The sequence below is a fragment of the Paraperlucidibaca sp. genome (genome assembly GCF_982810325.1).
In genome coordinates, this window is the sequence record NZ_CEYEMI010000002.1 from 52011 (window position 1) to 67322 (window position 15312).

A 15312-nucleotide genomic window follows, 5' to 3' on the forward strand; every position below is an offset into this window, starting at 1 on the left:
AGGCTCTTTTTTAGGCTCTACTTTGGGCTCTGGCTTTGGCTCAATTTTCGGCTCTGGGTCAGGAGCCGGCAATGGTTCGGGCGCAGGTTCAACTGCTGGTGCCGATGACTTAGGTGCCGCCTTTACCGTGGTTGGAGGTGCTACCAACATTGCCTGCATAGCTCTAGGAACGTCCGGCAATGTATGTGGTCGAGCAAATAGCACCAAGATCAACACCAATACGGCGTGACCAATAAGCGATAGCGTGGTGGCAGGCCAGCTCAGCTTCATCGAGCGTTAATCCTGCAGCAAGACGAGTTTGCACCGCTCAACATCGCGGGTGAGCTATTTAGTAAGCAGACTAAACGGCTGGGCGCTCTCATGGCGTGTTGGGTAACTCAGTCAGCAGGCCTACTTGCGTGACGCCAGCTTGTTGCAGAGATGACATCAGCTCAATGACACGGCCGTAGCTGACGCGCTGATCGCCATTAACCAAGACTGGCAGCTTTTCACCGCGTGATTGACGTAGCGCCCGAATCTCATTCGGTAGGTTTTGCATGCTCACTTCATTTCGCGTGGTCGGGTCAGATTGCAGCCAGAAGCTGCCATTGGCTTTAATGGTGACGATGAGCGGCTGTTGGTCATTAATTGATAATGCATCGGCCTCAGCTTCAGGCAAGTCGACCTCAATACCCTGCGTGAGCATTGGCGCTGTGATCATGAAAATTACTAGAAGCACCAACATGACGTCGATATAAGGCACCACGTTCATTTCCGACATGGGCTTTTTGCGTGGGCGCCGAAACGAAGACTGTAAGCTCATGCTTAGTGGCCTGTGCTCGAGCGAGCAGAGTGTGCTTCGCGATGCAAAATGCTGCTTAGTTCTTCGGCGAAGATTTCGTAGCGCGACAATAAACCATCACTTTCTGCAGCAAAACGGTTGTAAGCAAGCACTGCTGGAATAGCAGCAAACAGGCCGATGGCAGTCGCAATCAAGGCTTCTGCAATGCCGGGGGCGACCACTGCGAGCGTGGCTTGCTGCACTTTTGCCAAGCCAATAAACGACGACATGATGCCCCAGACTGTGCCAAATAGGCCGATGTATGGGCTGGTAGAGCCAACGCTGGCCAAGAAGGGTAGTTGTGTTTCTAAGCGAGTTTGCTCAACGCTCAGCGCAATGCGTAAAGCACGTGCCACGCCTTGCATGGTGGCATCTGGGTCGGCATTTTTTTCACGCAGACGGAGAAACTCTTGGAAGCCGGCACGGAATAGATTCTCGCAGCCAGAGTCGGTGCTAGGTGATTGCGCTACTTGTTCGCTGAGTTGACGCATATCAGCACCGGACCAAAAGCGTTCTTCGAATTTTGATGCCAGTGTTTTTGCGCGGCTATAGACAGCGCGGCGCTGCATGATAATGCCCCAAGACATCACAGAGGCGATGACAAGAATAAGCATGACAGCCTGAACAACTGGGCTGGCACCGAGGATTAAGGAAGTGATGGTCATCTCGGGAGCAGCGGTCATGGGGTATTTCCTAGCAAGGGTGCAAGTAAGTCGGACAAGGTAGTGGGCAGCGGCCGTGGTTTCAAGTGCTGTTGGTCAACACAGGCAACTTCAATATGAGCATCGGCTATGAAGACGCCGGCGCGCGTAATGCGTTGACGAAAATGTAGCGATGCACGGCCAATTTTACTTATGGCTGCGCTGACCATGAGATGGTCATCTAGGCGAGCGGGTTGTTTATAGTCAACGCTGGCGTGACGGACAACGAATAACACGGGGTCTGGGCTCGTTAAATAATGGTCAAAGCCGAGGCTACGCAAGCATTCGGTGCGAGCGCGCTCGAAAAACTTTAAGTAGTTGACGTAATAGACAATGCCGCCGGCGTCGGTGTCTTCAATATAGACGCGCACAGGCCAGCTAAACTCAGTCATTACGCTGCTCCGGCGGCTTTAGGCCGAGTTGCAACCACGCTTGTTGGCTGGCCATGCGCCCGCGAGCCGTACGTATTAGTAAGCCTTGCTGAATCAAATAGGGCTCGATGACATCTTCAAGCGTGCCAGCATCTTCAGAAAGTGCCGCCGCCAATGACTCAACGCCAACTGGGCCGCCGCTAAATTTTTCTATTAATAGCGATAAGAAGCGCCGATCGAGGCCATCGAGTCCTTGTGGATCAACATCGAGCAGAGTCAATGCATCTTGAGCGATGGCTTGCGAAATGACGCCATTGCCTTTGACCTCAGCAAAGTCACGCACGCGTCGTAGCAGTCGATTGGCGATACGCGGTGTGCCACGAGCTCGGCGAGCGATCTCAACCGCGCCTGCAGGCTCGATTCGCAAATTCAATAAATCTGCAGAGCGGGTGACGATATGCGTTAAGTCGGCGACGTTATAAAACTGTAAGCGTTGCACGATGCCGAATCTGTCGCGCAATGGCGAAGTGAGCAGGCCAGCGCGCGTGGTGGCGCCAATCAGTGTGAATGGCGGCAGGTCGAGCTTAATCGAACGCGCGGCAGGGCCTTCGCCAATGACAATATCGAGCTGATAATCTTCCATTGCTGGATAAAGAATTTCTTCCACTACCGGCGATAAGCGGTGAATTTCGTCGATAAATAAGACATCACCGGCTTCTAGGTTGGTCAGGAGTGCGGCTAAATCACCAGCGCGCTCAAGCACAGGGCCGGAGGTTGAGCGCAATTCGCCGCCCATTTCTCGGGCAATGATATTAGCCAGAGTGGTCTTGCCTAAGCCTGGTGGACCGAAGATTAAGGTGTGGTCTAGCGCTTCTTCACGGCTGCGCGCGGCCTCAATGAAGATGGCCATTTGCTCACGCACTTGCGGCTGACCGATATAGTCTTCAAGGCGCGTTGGGCGAATGGCGCGATCAATGGCTTGCTCTAAAGGTTTGCGCTCACCGGTGATGAGGCGATCGGATTCGACACTCATGATTTCAATAGGCCTTTTAGCGCGGCGCGGACGACACTGGCGGTGTCATCGCTGTTTAAGGCACTGTCTTTTAGCGCGGCATTAACCGCCCGCTGCGCCTCTACTGGCTTATAGCCCAAGGCCACAAGCGCGCTCATCGCCTCTTCACTGGCGGTTGCCTCTGGCACCAGCGAAACATTGGCGGCTTTTTGCTCGCCGGGCAATGACACGGAGAACTTATCAAGTTTATCGCGCAGTTCTATCACTAAGCGTTCAGCGGTTTTTTTACCAATGCCAGGGATGCGGGTGAGGGTGGCGATATCTTCGCGCTGCAAGCAGTTACGTAAGGCGCTGACTTCCATGCCGGAGAGTATAGTTAAAGCCAGTTTTGGCCCAACGCCACTGACTTTTATCAGTAGCAAAAACACGCTGCGTTGCTCGCGCTCATGAAAGCCAAAAAGTTGATGCGCATCCTCTCGCACAGCCATATGCGTCCACAAGGTCAGCGGCTCGTTCGTGCTTGGTAGCTGATAATACGTGGTCAACGGCACATCTACGGCGTAACCAACGCCCTGAACATCGAGCACAATTTGTGCGCTTTCTTTATCGATCAAAATGCCGCTTAAGCGCGAAATCATGCCACGTTATCCTTGTTATATGAGGCTGCGCTGGACCGAATTGGCACATTGTGTACGAGCCTGCCGTGAGGCATTAACGGCCACGGCCTCGACGCAAGCCAGTAATCGTCATTTTTAGCATATTTGCGTTGGCATGAGCATGGCACAAGGCAGCCGCTAAGGCATCGGCAGCATCGGCTTGTGGGCAAGTTTGTAGCTGTAACAGGCGCATGACCATGTGCTGAACTTGTACCTTATCGGCTGCACCGGTGCCAACTACAGACTGCTTAATTTGTCTGGCGCTGTACTCGGCAACACTTATGCCGGCATGGCCGATAGCAACTAGCGCGGCTCCGCGAGCTTGGCCTAGTTTGAGTGCTGAGTCGGCATTATTCGATAAAAATACTTGCTCGACACTGGCCTGAGTTGGCTGCCATTGCGCGATGACTTGGCTTAAGCCTTGGAATATCGTCAGCACCCGCTCAGGCAGCGTCTCTTCAGTTTTCATACGGATGCAGCCGCTGTCGACATAGCGCCAACCACGACCCTCGGCGGCAATGATCCCGTAGCCGGTAATGCGCGAGCCGGGATCAACGCCGAGGATGATGCTCAAGCGTGGCTTACGCGTTCAGCGCGGCCATCACTGCCTCGCTGAAATTGGCGTTGGTGTAGACGTTTTGCACATCATCAAGATCTTCTAACATATCGATTAGCTTGAGGATTTTCTCGGCCTGCTCAAGTTCAGTGATGTCGGCCTCGGTGCTGGCTTTCATGGTCACTTCAGCTTGCTCAGACTTTAGGCCAGCAGCCTCTAAGGCATCAGCGACGGCACCAAATGCTTCTGGCGTGGTAACAACAGTGAAGCCATCTTCATCGCTTTCGACATCTTCAGCACCGGCCTCTAAAGCAACTTCGAGCAGGCGGTCTTCATTGGTGTCGGCACTGAAAACGATTTCGCCACGCTTAGCAAACAAGTAAGCCACTGAGCCGCTGGTGCCCAAGTTGCCACCATTTCGGCTAAAGCCATGGCGCACTTCCGAGACTGTGCGGTTGATGTTGTCGGTCATGGTTTCGACCAACACGGCAACACCACCAACGCCATAGCCTTCATAGGTGAGTTCATCGAGCTTCTTATCGTCGTCGCCACCAGCACCACGCAAGATGGCACGGTTGACGACATCGCGCGTCATATTCGCACCCAAGGCCTTGTAGACAATGGCACGCAAACGCGGGTTGTCGGCTTCATTGGGGCCGCCTAAGCGCGCAGCAACGGTAATTTCACGAATAAACTTGGTGAAAACTTTGCCGCGCGAGGCATCGGTACGCGCTTTTTTATGCTTGATGTTTGCCCATTTGGAATGTCCAGCCATGGCTTACTCCTTAGGCGCCAGTTACGGGCGTAGTTGTCGGTGTGGTTGCTGGCGCGGCCACTTTCGCCTCTTCACGCAGACGAATACCCAGTTCACGTAACTGTTTCGCTTCAACCGGCGCTGGCGCATGCGTCATTAAGCATTCGGCAGTTTTCGTTTTCGGGAAAGCAATCACGTCACGAATGGAGGTCGCGCCAGTCATCAGCATGACTAAGCGATCGAGGCCAAATGCCAAGCCGCCGTGGGGCGGTGCACCGTATTTCAGTGCGTCGAGCAGGAATTCGAACTTCTCATTGGCTTCTTCATCGCTAATGCCCAGGGCTTTAAACACGGCCTTTTGCATGTCGAGATTGTAAATACGCAGTGAGCCGCCGCCGAGTTCGGTGCCGTTGAGCACCATGTCATAGGCGACCGAAATGGCTTCGCCTGGATTAGTTTTCAGTGTCTCAACGTCGCATTTTGGCAAAGTGAAAGGATGGTGCACTGAAGTCCACTGGCCATCGCCGATTTCTTCAAACATCGGGAAGTCGACGACCCATAGCGGTGCCCATTCGCAAGTTAGTAGTTTTTGATCGTTGCCAACTTTCACGCGTAATGCACCGAGAGCGTCATTGACCACACGGGCTTTATCGGCGCCGAAGAAGATCAAGTCGCCATTGCCAGCGCCAGTACGCTCGATGATGGCTTTTAATGCGTCATCGGGCAGGAACTTAACGATGGGCGATTGCAAGCCACTGCCTTCGCCATTATGGATATTGCTGACATCGTTGACCTTGATGTATGCCAAACCTTTGGCGCCATAAATGCCGACAAATTTGGTGTATTCGTCGATCTGGCTGCGTGGCATAGCAGCGCCGCCAGGTACGCGCAGGGCGGCGATACGGCCTTTAGGATCTTTCGCTGGGCCGGCGAAAACTTTGAACTCAACCTTGTCCATCAAATCAGCGACATCGACCAACTCTAAAGGGTTACGTAGGTCGGGCTTGTCTGAACCAAAGCGGCGCATGGCATCGGCATAAGTCATGCGCGGGAAGGCGTCAAATTTCACACCGAGCAGCTGATCAAACAGCTCAACGGCCATATCCTCAGTGATCTGCATGATTTGCTCGTCGTTCATGAACGAGGTTTCGATGTCGATCTGTGTGAATTCTGGCTGACGATCGGCGCGCAAATCTTCGTCACGGAAGCATTTAGCGATTTGGTAATAGCGATCGAAGCCGGAAACCATCAATAACTGCTTAAACAGCTGTGGTGACTGCGGCAGCGCAAAAAAACTACCGGGCTGTGTCCGTGACGGCACCAAGTAATCACGCGCGCCTTCTGGTGTGGCACGAGTCAGGATGGGCGTCTCCACATCTAAGAAGCCGTGGCGATCTAAATAATTGCGAATTAGCGTAGTGACCTTTGAGCGAAAACGCATGCGCTCGAGCATTTCTGGTCGACGCATATCGAGAAAACGGAATTTAAGACGGGTTTCTTCGCCGACGTTGCTGAAGTCATCGTTGAGCGGGAAGGGTGGCGTTTCCGATTGAGCCAAAATCTCGATTTCTTTGCCCAAGACTTCAATTTGACCCGATGGCATGGTGCTGTTTTCAGTGCCGGCATAACGCTGGCGCACACGGCCAGTGATTTTCAACACATATTCCGAGCGAGATTTATCGGCGGTAGCAAATGCTTCTGGAGTATCTGGATCAATGACTACTTGCACCAAGCCTTCGCGGTCGCGCAGATCGAGAAAAATCACGCCGCCGTGATCACGACGACGGTGCACCCAGCCGCATAGAGTCACGGTTTGGTCGATAAACGATTGATTCAAATTACCGCAATAATGGCTACGCATAAGGCCAACTTCTCAGATCAAAAATGGGGTGAATAGCTGTTGCTAATTCAGCAGGTGGGCAAGTATAGCGAAGTCGCCGTGCGCCTGCGAAGGATGAGGCTATAAAGATTGCTTTACAGATGAAAAATCTTGGAGTAAATAGCGCGTTTAGCGGCGCAATTGCATGCTCGAGCATGAGCTATCGCCAGCTAAGCACGATAACGCGTGGCCTGTAGGAGGGCTTGGTGATGGAAGAAGCATTTTTGGAAGACGACGCGGGTGATCAAGATAACGACGAAACGGAAAAGACCAACTCCGTTAAAAATGTGCTCGATAATCGGCGAACCTTGGATGACAAGCTCGATGAGCGCCGTTTACGTCGCGAACTACGCGACTACGATTTTGATTTAGACGATTAATTGTTCGGTTGCTCAAGCCAGTTAGCGCCTTAAACTTGCACGTCGGCGCTGACTGGGCATAATGGCGGGGTTCGATTCACTCACATAAAACAAGGATTTGATCATGGCTTTTGAATTGCCCGCTCTGCCCTATGACAGCGCCGCACTTGAACCACATATCACTGCGCATACCTTAAGTTTCCATCACGCTAAACACCACAATGCCTATGTGACTAACTTGAATAACCTGATCAAAGATACTGATCTGGCTGATAAAAGCTTAGAAGACATTATGAAGGCTAGTGCTGGTGATGCCGCTAAAGCAGGCATCTTCAACAACAGCGCACAGGTGTGGAACCACACATTTTACTGGAACAGCATGACGCCTAATGGCGGCGGCAAGCCAACTGGCGCCATCGCTGCAAAAATCGATGCTGACTTCGGCTCATACGATAAATTCGTTGAGTTGTTCAAAGCCGCAGCAGCTACACAGTTCGGCTCAGGCTGGGCATGGTTGGTTGTTGGTACCGATGGCAAATTAGCCGTCACCAAAACCGGCAACGCCGACTCACCATTGGTTCATGGCCATAAAGCCCTGTTAACCATTGATGTCTGGGAACACGCTTACTATCTGGACTTCCAAAACCGTCGCCCAGATTACATCAGCACATTCCTAGACAAGCTGGTTAACTGGGACTTCGCCAACGCCAATTTGGCTGGCTAAGTGCCTAGTGACGCGGCTACTTTGACAACGAAGTTGCCGCGTAACGTGTCTACAAAAAAGCACCCTCGTGGTGCTTTTTTGCATTCCGAGACCATGTTGCGACGCCATGTGCGCATGCTTATCAACTTACGTTGGGCATTTGCGCTACTGCTTGTGCTGATGGCATTCGCTTGCGAATGGCTAGCTGAACCTGCGCCAAATTGGTCTACAAGCCTGCTTCTGGCTTTTTCTTTACTGATACTAATTAACGTATTGAGTCAGCTACGGCTGCGCTCAACGCTCGCCGTTGATCATGACGAGTTATTTCTCCAGCTACTGTTTGATTTAGTGGTTTTGACCTGGCTATTTCGCGAGAGCGGCGGCAGTAGCAATCCCTTTATTACCTATTACCTTGTGCCACTGGCGGTAGCTGCATCGACATTGGCGTGGCGGCAAACGTATTGCTTAGCGCTGCTGATGCTTAGTGCCTATGGCGCGTTATTTTGCTGGCCAAGTCCCGTCGCGCAAAATCCTTGGCCGTGGCATAGCTATGAAGGTCATTTGCTCGGCATGTGGGCAAACTTCGGCATTAGTGCTGGCTTGCTGGTATTTTTTCTCAGCCGTATGCATCAGCGCTTACGGGCACAAGAGCAGCATCACATTGAGCAGCAGCGCCAGCAGTTATTACGCGATCAGGCGTTGGCTTTAGGCTCTTTAGCAGCCACTGCCGTGCATGATTTAGCGACGCCGATTGCCACCTTAACGCTATTGGCGGAAGAGCTAGATGGCGTGTCGACAGATTTACGTGCCGATGTTCAAGCCCAGCTACAGCGCTGTCGTAGTATTTTGGCTGAGCTGCGTGAGCAAGCGCAGCATCCTGAGCTGTTGCCAGAGCAGCCTTTGGCGCAACTCATGGAACATATTGTTGCGCCATTACGTGAAAGCTTCGCCAGTAAAAAGATCACGCTGACTGTTAGCTCACCAAGTACTGCGCTGGCTATGCCGTGGAAGGCTCAGCAAGTTATTAGCAATGCCTTGAAAAATGCTTTGGAGGCGCCAGCCACGGAGGTTTTCATTAAGGCGAGTGCCAATGCTGTGCATTTTAGCTGTGAGATTCGTGACAATGGCCCGGGCTTCACGCAGGCCATGCTCACCGCGGCACATGAGCAGCGCTTGGAGCCTTATGCCAGTCAAAAGCCCGATGGCTTAGGCCTTGGTCTGTGCTTGGCGCTGATTACCTTAGATGAGCTTGGCGGCTCGTTATCGCTCAGCAATGATGCCGGTGCAGTGGTGAGCATTACGTTACCGCTGCCGCTGGCGTCAAAATGATGCGCTTACTAATGAGTCGCCGATGAAGTTACTTATTATTGATGATGATGAAGGTTTTCGTTCAGCCTTGGCGCGCGCCTGTGAGCGCCGTGGCTGCACAGTTGCCGTGGCGGCTGATCGTGCATCGGCTCTAGGCTTAGCTTTAGAGTTTGAGCCGGATGCAGCGGTAGTGGATTTGCGTTTGGCTGATGCTTCGGGGCTGGCGTTGCTGCCTGAGCTTTTGGCCATTCGACCGGCATTGCGCATGCTCATGCTTACTGGCTTTAGCTCGATTGCGACAGCAGTGGAGGCAGTGAAGCGCGGGGCGGTGAACTATTTGGCCAAACCTGCATCTGTGGAAGACATTTTGTCCGCCTTGCGCGTAGGCAATGCACCCGAAGAAACGGCGGCGGATCATCACGTCGATGTGCCGGCTTTAAGCGTGGATAGGCTGGCTTGGGAGCATATTCAGCGAGTGTTACTGGAAGAGGATGGCAATGTGTCGTCGACCGCGCGTCGCTTAGGAATGCATCGGCGCACATTGCAGCGGCGCTTAAGTAAACGCCCTGTGGCTAATTAAGGGCCGCTGTCAGTAGCGGCCCTCATCAAAAGCACTACGGCAATATTGGCCCAGTACGACGAGCTTTAATAAAGCCAATGATTCCTGGCAATACACTCAAGCCGATGATGCCGAAAATCACGAAAACAAAGTTTTCTTTCACGACAGGCAGGTTGCCAAAGAAATTGCCTAGCGTGACAAATGTGCCGACCCAGAGAATGCCACCAAAGACATCGATGGCGAAAAAGCGGCGATAGTTCATGTGGCCAACGCCAGCAACAAACGGCGCTAAGGTGCGGACAATGGGCATGAAGCGGGCAATAACGATGGTTTTGCCGCCATGTTTAGCAAAGAATGACTGCGTGCGATCAAGATCCTTGCGGCGTATCCAGCGCGAATCCCAGGTGTAGACACGCTCACCAATGGTGCGGCCAACCCAGTAATTGCAGTTGTCGCCTAGCACCGCAGCAAACCAGAGCAGCAGCGTCAATGTCACTGGGTCCATGATGCCAGTCGCGGCCAGTGCGCCGGCGGCAAAGAGCAGGCTGTCGCCGGGTAAAAACGGCATCACGACTACGCCAGTTTCGACAAACACGATGAGAAATAGCAGACCATAAATCATGGTCGAACCGTGCTCATTGGCGAAGGTTTGCAAGTGAACATCCACATGCAAGATGAAGTCGATCAGTTCCATACGCGCTCCAAATGTGCGGCAAAGTTATCAAGGCTGGTGGCGCCAACGAGGTTGTTTTGCGGCGTGCCAGCGGCATCCCAAAACAAATACGCGGGTGGGCCAAATAAGTTGTTTTCTGACATCCACGCTAATTGGTCGGCGGTGGTGGCGGTGATATCAAATTTGATGCGTTTCGCCGGTTTTAATAGCGCTTGAATGCTGGGTTTGGCGAGCACATCGTTTTCCATTTCGATGCAGCTCACGCACCAGTCTGCGTACACATCGACAATGACTGGCTGGCCTTTGGCTTTAGCCTCGGCAATTAGACTATTGAGATCTGCGCGCTCGCTAACACGGACAAAGCCCAGAGCGTCTTCACCGTTGCCGTTTTGCACAGCTTTAGCGGGCAGCTGCCATGGTTTTAGCAATTGATGGCCACCTTGCGCACCAGACCAAACGAGGCTGCCGGCATAGATCATCATAATGGTGGCGAGCAGTAAGGCGAGGAGGCGACGTTGCGAGCCGATGCTGACGAGGCCAAGCGCGCTTAGGCCGAAAAATACGCCCCAGCCAATTTGTGCCTGAGCAGGGCTGACTAAGCGTAATAACATCAATGCGGCAACGGCGAGCAAGCCCCAGGCGAATAGGCGTTTGACGTTATCCATCCAACCGCCAGCTTTGGGAATCAAGCGCGCGCCGCCGGCACCCAGCACGAGTAATGGCAGGCCCATGCCCATACTTAGGGCAAATAAGGCGCTGCCACCGAGGACGGCGTCTTGGCTCGTGCTTAGGAAGAGCATGACGCCAGCCAATGGTGCTGATACGCAAGGCGAGACGATGACGCTGCTGATTGCACCCATGACAAATACTGAACCGTAGACGCCACCGCGTTGTTGCTGCTGCGCTTGGTTGAGTTTGTCTTGCCAGGCTTGCGGCAGGGCGATGGCGCGGCCTTGCCAAAGCATGATGGCGAGTGCAATAAAAATCAGCGCGAAGCTGATGAGCACAGCCGGCTTTTGCAATAAGGCCGAGATGTTTGCTGCCGCACCGAGGCTGGCAATGAGCAGGCCGGCGATGGTGTACATGACGCTCATGCCGAGTACATAGCTTAGTGCTAGTAGAAAGCCTTGGCGGGTGGTTGGTGTTTTTTGCCCCGCAATAATGGCCGACAAGATCGGCAGCATCGGCAACACGCAGGGCGTGAATGCTAGGCCTAGACCGAGTAAAAGGAACATGCCGAGCACAACTGGAAATGATGCTGTTGCTAGCCATTGTGCTAGGGCGTTGGCGTTGGTGGCATCTGGTGCAGTTGAGGGGTTTGCAACTTGAGGTTGGAGATTTTCAAAAGAGGCTTGCTCTTGTTGAATCACAGCAGGCGCACTCGCCATCGTAGCTGAGCCGCTTAAATCGGGCTGCCAACGCGCCAAGTCCACAGGCACGCGCCAAACTTCTGGCGGATAGCACAAACCCGCATCGGCGCAACCTTGGTAACGCACCAAAAGCTCGACAACACCGGTCGCCTCATGCGCCGGCGCCGGAATCGTCAGATTAATATCTTCGCGATAGACCGTGACGCGGCCAAATGTCGGGTCGTCATGGCTTTCGCCAAGGCTGGAGATGGTATGCGCCGGCAACATGGGTGCAATGCTGCCATCGGCCCATTTCAGCTGAAATTGATTATCGTAAAGATAGTGCCCTGGCGTGATGGCAAAATGCAGAACTAGGTCGCCATCTTCTGCTAAAACACTAGGAATAAACGCTTGATCAACGGGTAAAAACTCGCCTTGGCGCGGTGTGTTGCCAAAAAGGCCAGAGGCATGACTTACGCTGGTGCTAATAAACAGCAAGCAAAAAAGCGCAAAGGTGAAAAGACCGCGTTTCATGCGTAGATCACGCGGCGCAGGGCAAGCTAGCGACTGAGAGCAATTCATGGCGTATTCAAACTCGGCATGGCAAAACCTATGAGATTAAGCACATTTCAGGGCAGTTAAGGCGCGCAAGTATGGCCTGCACGGGCGAAGGCTGCAAAGCCTATGCCGACAAATCCGTCGGTGATGCTAGATAGACGCATAAGCCGAGCGCTTAGGCTACACTACGCGCAGATTTTTCGGGGGTGGCCGTGTTACGAGTGCAAGGCTTGAGTGCGTGGCGAGATGACCGTTGCTTATATCGCGATGTCGATCTGTCGTTGCCGACCGGCACGGTCATGCAAATTCGCGGCCCCAATGGCGCTGGCAAGACCACGTTGCTCAAACACATCGCCGGCTTATCAGGGCGGCGAGTAGGGCAGGTCAGCTGGGCATCTACAGACAGTCATCATGACCGCGATGCCTTCACGCAACAGATGCTTTATCTTGGTCATTTGCCTGGCGTGAAATCGGCCTTAACTGTGGCTGAAAACCTAAAAGCCCTCGCGGCGTGTCGCGGCATCAATTTGTTGACGCATACTATTTCGCAAGCACTCAATACCGTTCACCTCGGCGGCTATGACGATATGCCATGCCACCAACTCTCTGCCGGCCAATTGCGCCGCGTTGCACTAGCTCGACTGTTTACTGAGCCTGTGCCGTTATGGCTGCTCGATGAGCCATTTACCGCGATCGACCAAGCTGGCGTGCGCGAGCTAGAGGGCTGGTTGGCAGCACACAGCGAGCAAGGTGGCGTGGTACTACTCACTACGCACCATCCGTTAGCGCTAAACTGTCCGCTGCAATTCCTTGATCTTCAAGCGATTGTTGAGGACTGGCACTGATGTCGGCCTTTACCGCGGTGCTTGTTCGCGATCTCCGCATCGGTCTGCGCCAAGGCGGCGGCTGGCTAAACCCGCTGGTTTTTTTCCTGATGGTGATTGCGCTAATCCCGCTCGCGGTAAGCCCAGCGCCCGATAAATTGCGTGAGCTCGCCGGTGGCATCATCTGGATTGCGGCCTTGCTGGCCGTGCTATTGGCCATGGATGGGCTGTTTCGTAGCGACTTTGACGATGGCACGCTAGAGCAATTATCGCTACATTCGGCGCCATTGGCGTGGCTGGTGCTGGCAAAAATCATCGCGCACTGGCTGCTTACTGGCCTGTGTTTAACGTTGCTGGCACCATTAGCGGCGCTGTTACTAAACTTACCGGCACATGCCATTGGCGTGCTGTGTTTGAGCTTGCTCATGGGCACGTTAACACTGAGCTTGATTAGCGCCATCGGTGCAGCATTGACGGTTAGCTTGCGGCGTGGCGGATTATTGGTGCCATTAATTACCTTGCCACTGCACATTCCAGTATTGATTTTTGCCACAGCTGCCGTGCAAGCCAGTGTCGCTGGGCAGCCTGTGTCTGGTTTTATGGCCTTATTAGCGGCATTTTTATTACTGGCACTGATGATCGCGCCAATCGCTAGCGCTGCTGCCATTGGCCTGACCCAAAGTATTGATTAACGCGAGTACAACGACCGAGATGAATGTATTTAAACGAGCGTGGGCAAGCATTGAAAGCACAGTAAGCCCGCGGCATTTTTACCGCTTAAGTGGGCTTTGGCTGCCATGGTTTGCTTGGCCTGCTGCGATATTGCTCAGTGTTGGTCTGATCTGGGGTCTAGCGATTGCCCCCGAGGATTACCAGCAAGGTAATAGCTATCGCATTATTTTCATTCATGTGCCGGCGGCAAGCTTGGCCATGGGCGGCTATCTACTCCTGGCCATCTGCGCGGTGATTTCACTGGTGTGGCGAGTGAAAACAGCCGATGCCGTGGCGCGTGCGGCAGCTCCAGTGGGTGCGCTATTTTGCTTGCTGGCGCTAATTACCGGCTCGCTCTGGGGCAAGCCAACGTGGGGCACTTATTGGGTGTGGGATGCACGCCTGACTTCGATGCTGATTTTGCTGTTTTTGTATTGCGGCGTCATGGCCTTGCAGCAAGCTTTTGATAGCCAAAGCCAGGGCAGCAAAGCTTCGGCCCTGCTTGCTTTGGTCGGCGTCATCAACTTGCCCATCATCAAATACTCGGTGGAGTGGTGGAATACGCTGCATCAAGGCTCAACCTTTCGCATTACCGAACGGCCAACCATGCCGCCAGATATGTACCTACCATTGTTAGTGATGTTTTTAGGGCTGTATTGCTTGTTTGCTAGCGTGATTTTAATGCGCAGCCGTCATGAGATTTTGCGCCGAGAAGTGCGTAGTCGCTGGGTGCAGGCAGAGATTCATGGTGAGGCAGCTATAGCCGAATTAGTCACACCCTCGAACTCAGTAGGAGGCCGCTAATGTATTTCGCAAGCTGGTCTGAGTTTTTCGCCATGGGCGGACATGCGCCTTATGTTTGGGCCTCCTACGGCATTATGATTTTAAGCCTTGCGGCGTTGATTATTGGCTCGCGCTTAAGTCAGCGCCGTTGGCTGGCATTGCAACGCCGACGCCGGCAGATTGCACAACAACATTTCTCTGCGGGAAAACCTAATAAAACCACTATTTCAACCACTCAGGAGCGCTAAACCATGCATCCACAACGTCGCCGTCGCCTAATTTGGGTCGTGCTATTGCTGCTAGGTTTAGGTGCGGTTGTTGCGCTCGCTAGCTATGCACTGCGGCAAAACATTAATCTGTTTTATACACCAAGCCAACTTGCAGCCCATGAAGCGCCAGAAGGCCGAAACATTCAGGTTGGCGGTTTGGTTGTGCAGGGTTCGGTGCAGCGCTCGCCAGATAGCCTTGCTGTGCGCTTTATGCTCAGTGATTTAAAAGCCACTGTCCCGGTGCAATTTACCGGCATCCTGCCCGATTTATTTCGCGAGGGGCAGGGCATTGTCGCCAATGGTGAGTGGGTCAATGGCGAGGTTGTCGCCAGTGAAGTCTTGGCCAAACACGATGAAAACTATATGTCACCGCGGGTGAAAGAGGCCATTGAAGCAGCGGGTCATCCTGGCGATAAGCCCGCTTATTGAGCCTTTCGAGTCATTCTTATTGAGAGACTCGAAAGGGC

General features: G+C 53.3%; 19 protein-coding genes and 1 pseudogene. 9 read left to right on the forward strand and 11 right to left on the reverse strand.

Features of this window, described 5'->3' with window-relative positions; genetic code table 11:
* From AC3DKE_RS01685 to aspS, 9 genes and pseudogenes are all read right to left on the reverse strand, one after another.
* Window positions 1-270: pseudogene (locus tag AC3DKE_RS01685) on the reverse strand (hypothetical protein); the annotation flags it as partial.
* 88 nt (window positions 271-358) lie between these two features.
* Complete coding sequence (tolR, locus tag AC3DKE_RS01690; protein WP_340674622.1) at window positions 359-802, reverse strand: protein TolR; 444 nt, start codon at window positions 800-802, stop codon at window positions 359-361.
* A gap of 2 nt (window positions 803-804) precedes the next feature.
* On the reverse strand, window positions 805-1503 hold the full coding sequence (tolQ, locus tag AC3DKE_RS01695; RefSeq protein WP_449304924.1) for a protein TolQ: 699 nt from the start codon (window positions 1501-1503) through the stop codon (window positions 805-807).
* Window positions 1500-1913, reverse strand: coding sequence for a tol-pal system-associated acyl-CoA thioesterase (ybgC, locus tag AC3DKE_RS01700; protein WP_340674623.1), 414 nt, complete (start codon window positions 1911-1913; stop codon window positions 1500-1502). The genes tolQ and ybgC overlap by 4 nt, the downstream gene beginning before the upstream one ends.
* The gene (gene ruvB, locus AC3DKE_RS01705) at window positions 1906-2925 is read right to left on the reverse strand and encodes a Holliday junction branch migration DNA helicase RuvB (protein ID WP_484216652.1); all 1020 of its coding nucleotides are present in this window, start codon (window positions 2923-2925) and stop codon (window positions 1906-1908) included. The genes ybgC and ruvB overlap by 8 nt, the downstream gene beginning before the upstream one ends.
* A complete protein-coding gene (gene ruvA / locus AC3DKE_RS01710; RefSeq protein WP_340674625.1) occupies window positions 2922-3542 on the reverse strand; it encodes a Holliday junction branch migration protein RuvA in 621 nt (206 codons plus the stop codon). Before ruvA ends, ruvB begins: the two co-directional genes overlap by 4 nt.
* 73 nt (window positions 3543-3615) lie before the next feature.
* Window positions 3616-4134 carry a crossover junction endodeoxyribonuclease RuvC gene (gene ruvC, locus AC3DKE_RS01715; protein ID WP_340674626.1) on the reverse strand — a complete coding sequence of 173 codons (519 nt, stop codon included), beginning with the start codon at window positions 4132-4134 and terminating at the stop codon, window positions 3616-3618.
* A 7-nt stretch (window positions 4135-4141) separates the two neighbouring features.
* Window positions 4142-4891, reverse strand: coding sequence for a YebC/PmpR family DNA-binding transcriptional regulator (locus tag AC3DKE_RS01720; protein ID WP_340674627.1), 750 nt, complete (start codon window positions 4889-4891; stop codon window positions 4142-4144).
* Between the two features lie 10 nt (window positions 4892-4901).
* Window positions 4902-6731, reverse strand: a complete 1830-nt coding sequence (gene aspS, locus AC3DKE_RS01725; protein ID WP_340674628.1) for an aspartate--tRNA ligase — start codon at window positions 6729-6731, stop codon at window positions 4902-4904.
* A 227-nt stretch (window positions 6732-6958) separates the two neighbouring features.
* Here aspS and AC3DKE_RS01730 point away from each other — a divergent pair, with 227 nt between their 5' ends.
* From AC3DKE_RS01730 to AC3DKE_RS01745, 4 genes are all read left to right on the forward strand, one after another.
* Window positions 6959-7129: a PA3496 family putative envelope integrity protein gene (locus AC3DKE_RS01730; RefSeq protein ID WP_340674629.1), complete on the forward strand. Its 171-nt coding sequence runs from the start codon at window positions 6959-6961 to the stop codon at window positions 7127-7129.
* A 103-nt stretch (window positions 7130-7232) separates the two neighbouring features.
* Window positions 7233-7832: a superoxide dismutase gene (locus AC3DKE_RS01735; RefSeq protein WP_340674630.1), complete on the forward strand. Its 600-nt coding sequence runs from the start codon at window positions 7233-7235 to the stop codon at window positions 7830-7832.
* Between the two features lie 93 nt (window positions 7833-7925).
* Complete coding sequence (locus AC3DKE_RS01740; RefSeq protein WP_487989877.1) at window positions 7926-9140, forward strand: sensor histidine kinase; 1215 nt, start codon at window positions 7926-7928, stop codon at window positions 9138-9140.
* Between the two features lie 22 nt (window positions 9141-9162).
* Window positions 9163-9699: a response regulator transcription factor gene (locus AC3DKE_RS01745; RefSeq protein ID WP_411730229.1), complete on the forward strand. Its 537-nt coding sequence runs from the start codon at window positions 9163-9165 to the stop codon at window positions 9697-9699.
* Window positions 9700-9733: 34 nt separating this feature from the next.
* Here AC3DKE_RS01745 and AC3DKE_RS01750 read toward each other — a convergent pair whose 3' ends face one another.
* Window positions 9734-10372, reverse strand: a complete 639-nt coding sequence (locus AC3DKE_RS01750; protein WP_379069301.1) for a DedA family protein — start codon at window positions 10370-10372, stop codon at window positions 9734-9736.
* Window positions 10363-12234, reverse strand: coding sequence for a protein-disulfide reductase DsbD (gene dsbD, locus AC3DKE_RS01755; RefSeq protein ID WP_487989879.1), 1872 nt, complete (start codon window positions 12232-12234; stop codon window positions 10363-10365). Before dsbD ends, AC3DKE_RS01750 begins: the two co-directional genes overlap by 10 nt.
* A 236-nt stretch (window positions 12235-12470) precedes the next feature.
* Here dsbD and ccmA point away from each other — a divergent pair, with 236 nt between their 5' ends.
* The 5 genes from ccmA to ccmE are packed head-to-tail and all read left to right on the forward strand — an operon-like array spanning window position 12471 to window position 15274.
* Window positions 12471-13103: a cytochrome c biogenesis heme-transporting ATPase CcmA gene (gene ccmA / locus AC3DKE_RS01760; protein ID WP_487989881.1), complete on the forward strand. Its 633-nt coding sequence runs from the start codon at window positions 12471-12473 to the stop codon at window positions 13101-13103.
* Window positions 13103-13774 (forward strand): heme exporter protein CcmB, encoded by a 672-nt coding sequence (ccmB, locus tag AC3DKE_RS01765; protein WP_340674636.1) that lies wholly within the window; start codon window positions 13103-13105, stop codon window positions 13772-13774. Before ccmA ends, ccmB begins: the two co-directional genes overlap by 1 nt.
* A gap of 19 nt (window positions 13775-13793) precedes the next feature.
* Window positions 13794-14597: a heme ABC transporter permease gene (locus AC3DKE_RS01770; RefSeq protein ID WP_411730104.1), complete on the forward strand. Its 804-nt coding sequence runs from the start codon at window positions 13794-13796 to the stop codon at window positions 14595-14597.
* The gene (ccmD, locus tag AC3DKE_RS01775) at window positions 14597-14824 is read left to right on the forward strand and encodes a heme exporter protein CcmD (RefSeq protein WP_340674638.1); all 228 of its coding nucleotides are present in this window, start codon (window positions 14597-14599) and stop codon (window positions 14822-14824) included. The genes AC3DKE_RS01770 and ccmD overlap by 1 nt, the downstream gene beginning before the upstream one ends.
* Before the next feature lie 3 nt (window positions 14825-14827).
* On the forward strand, window positions 14828-15274 hold the full coding sequence (gene ccmE, locus AC3DKE_RS01780; RefSeq protein ID WP_340674639.1) for a cytochrome c maturation protein CcmE: 447 nt from the start codon (window positions 14828-14830) through the stop codon (window positions 15272-15274).
* Window positions 15275-15312: the final 38 nt, after the last annotated feature.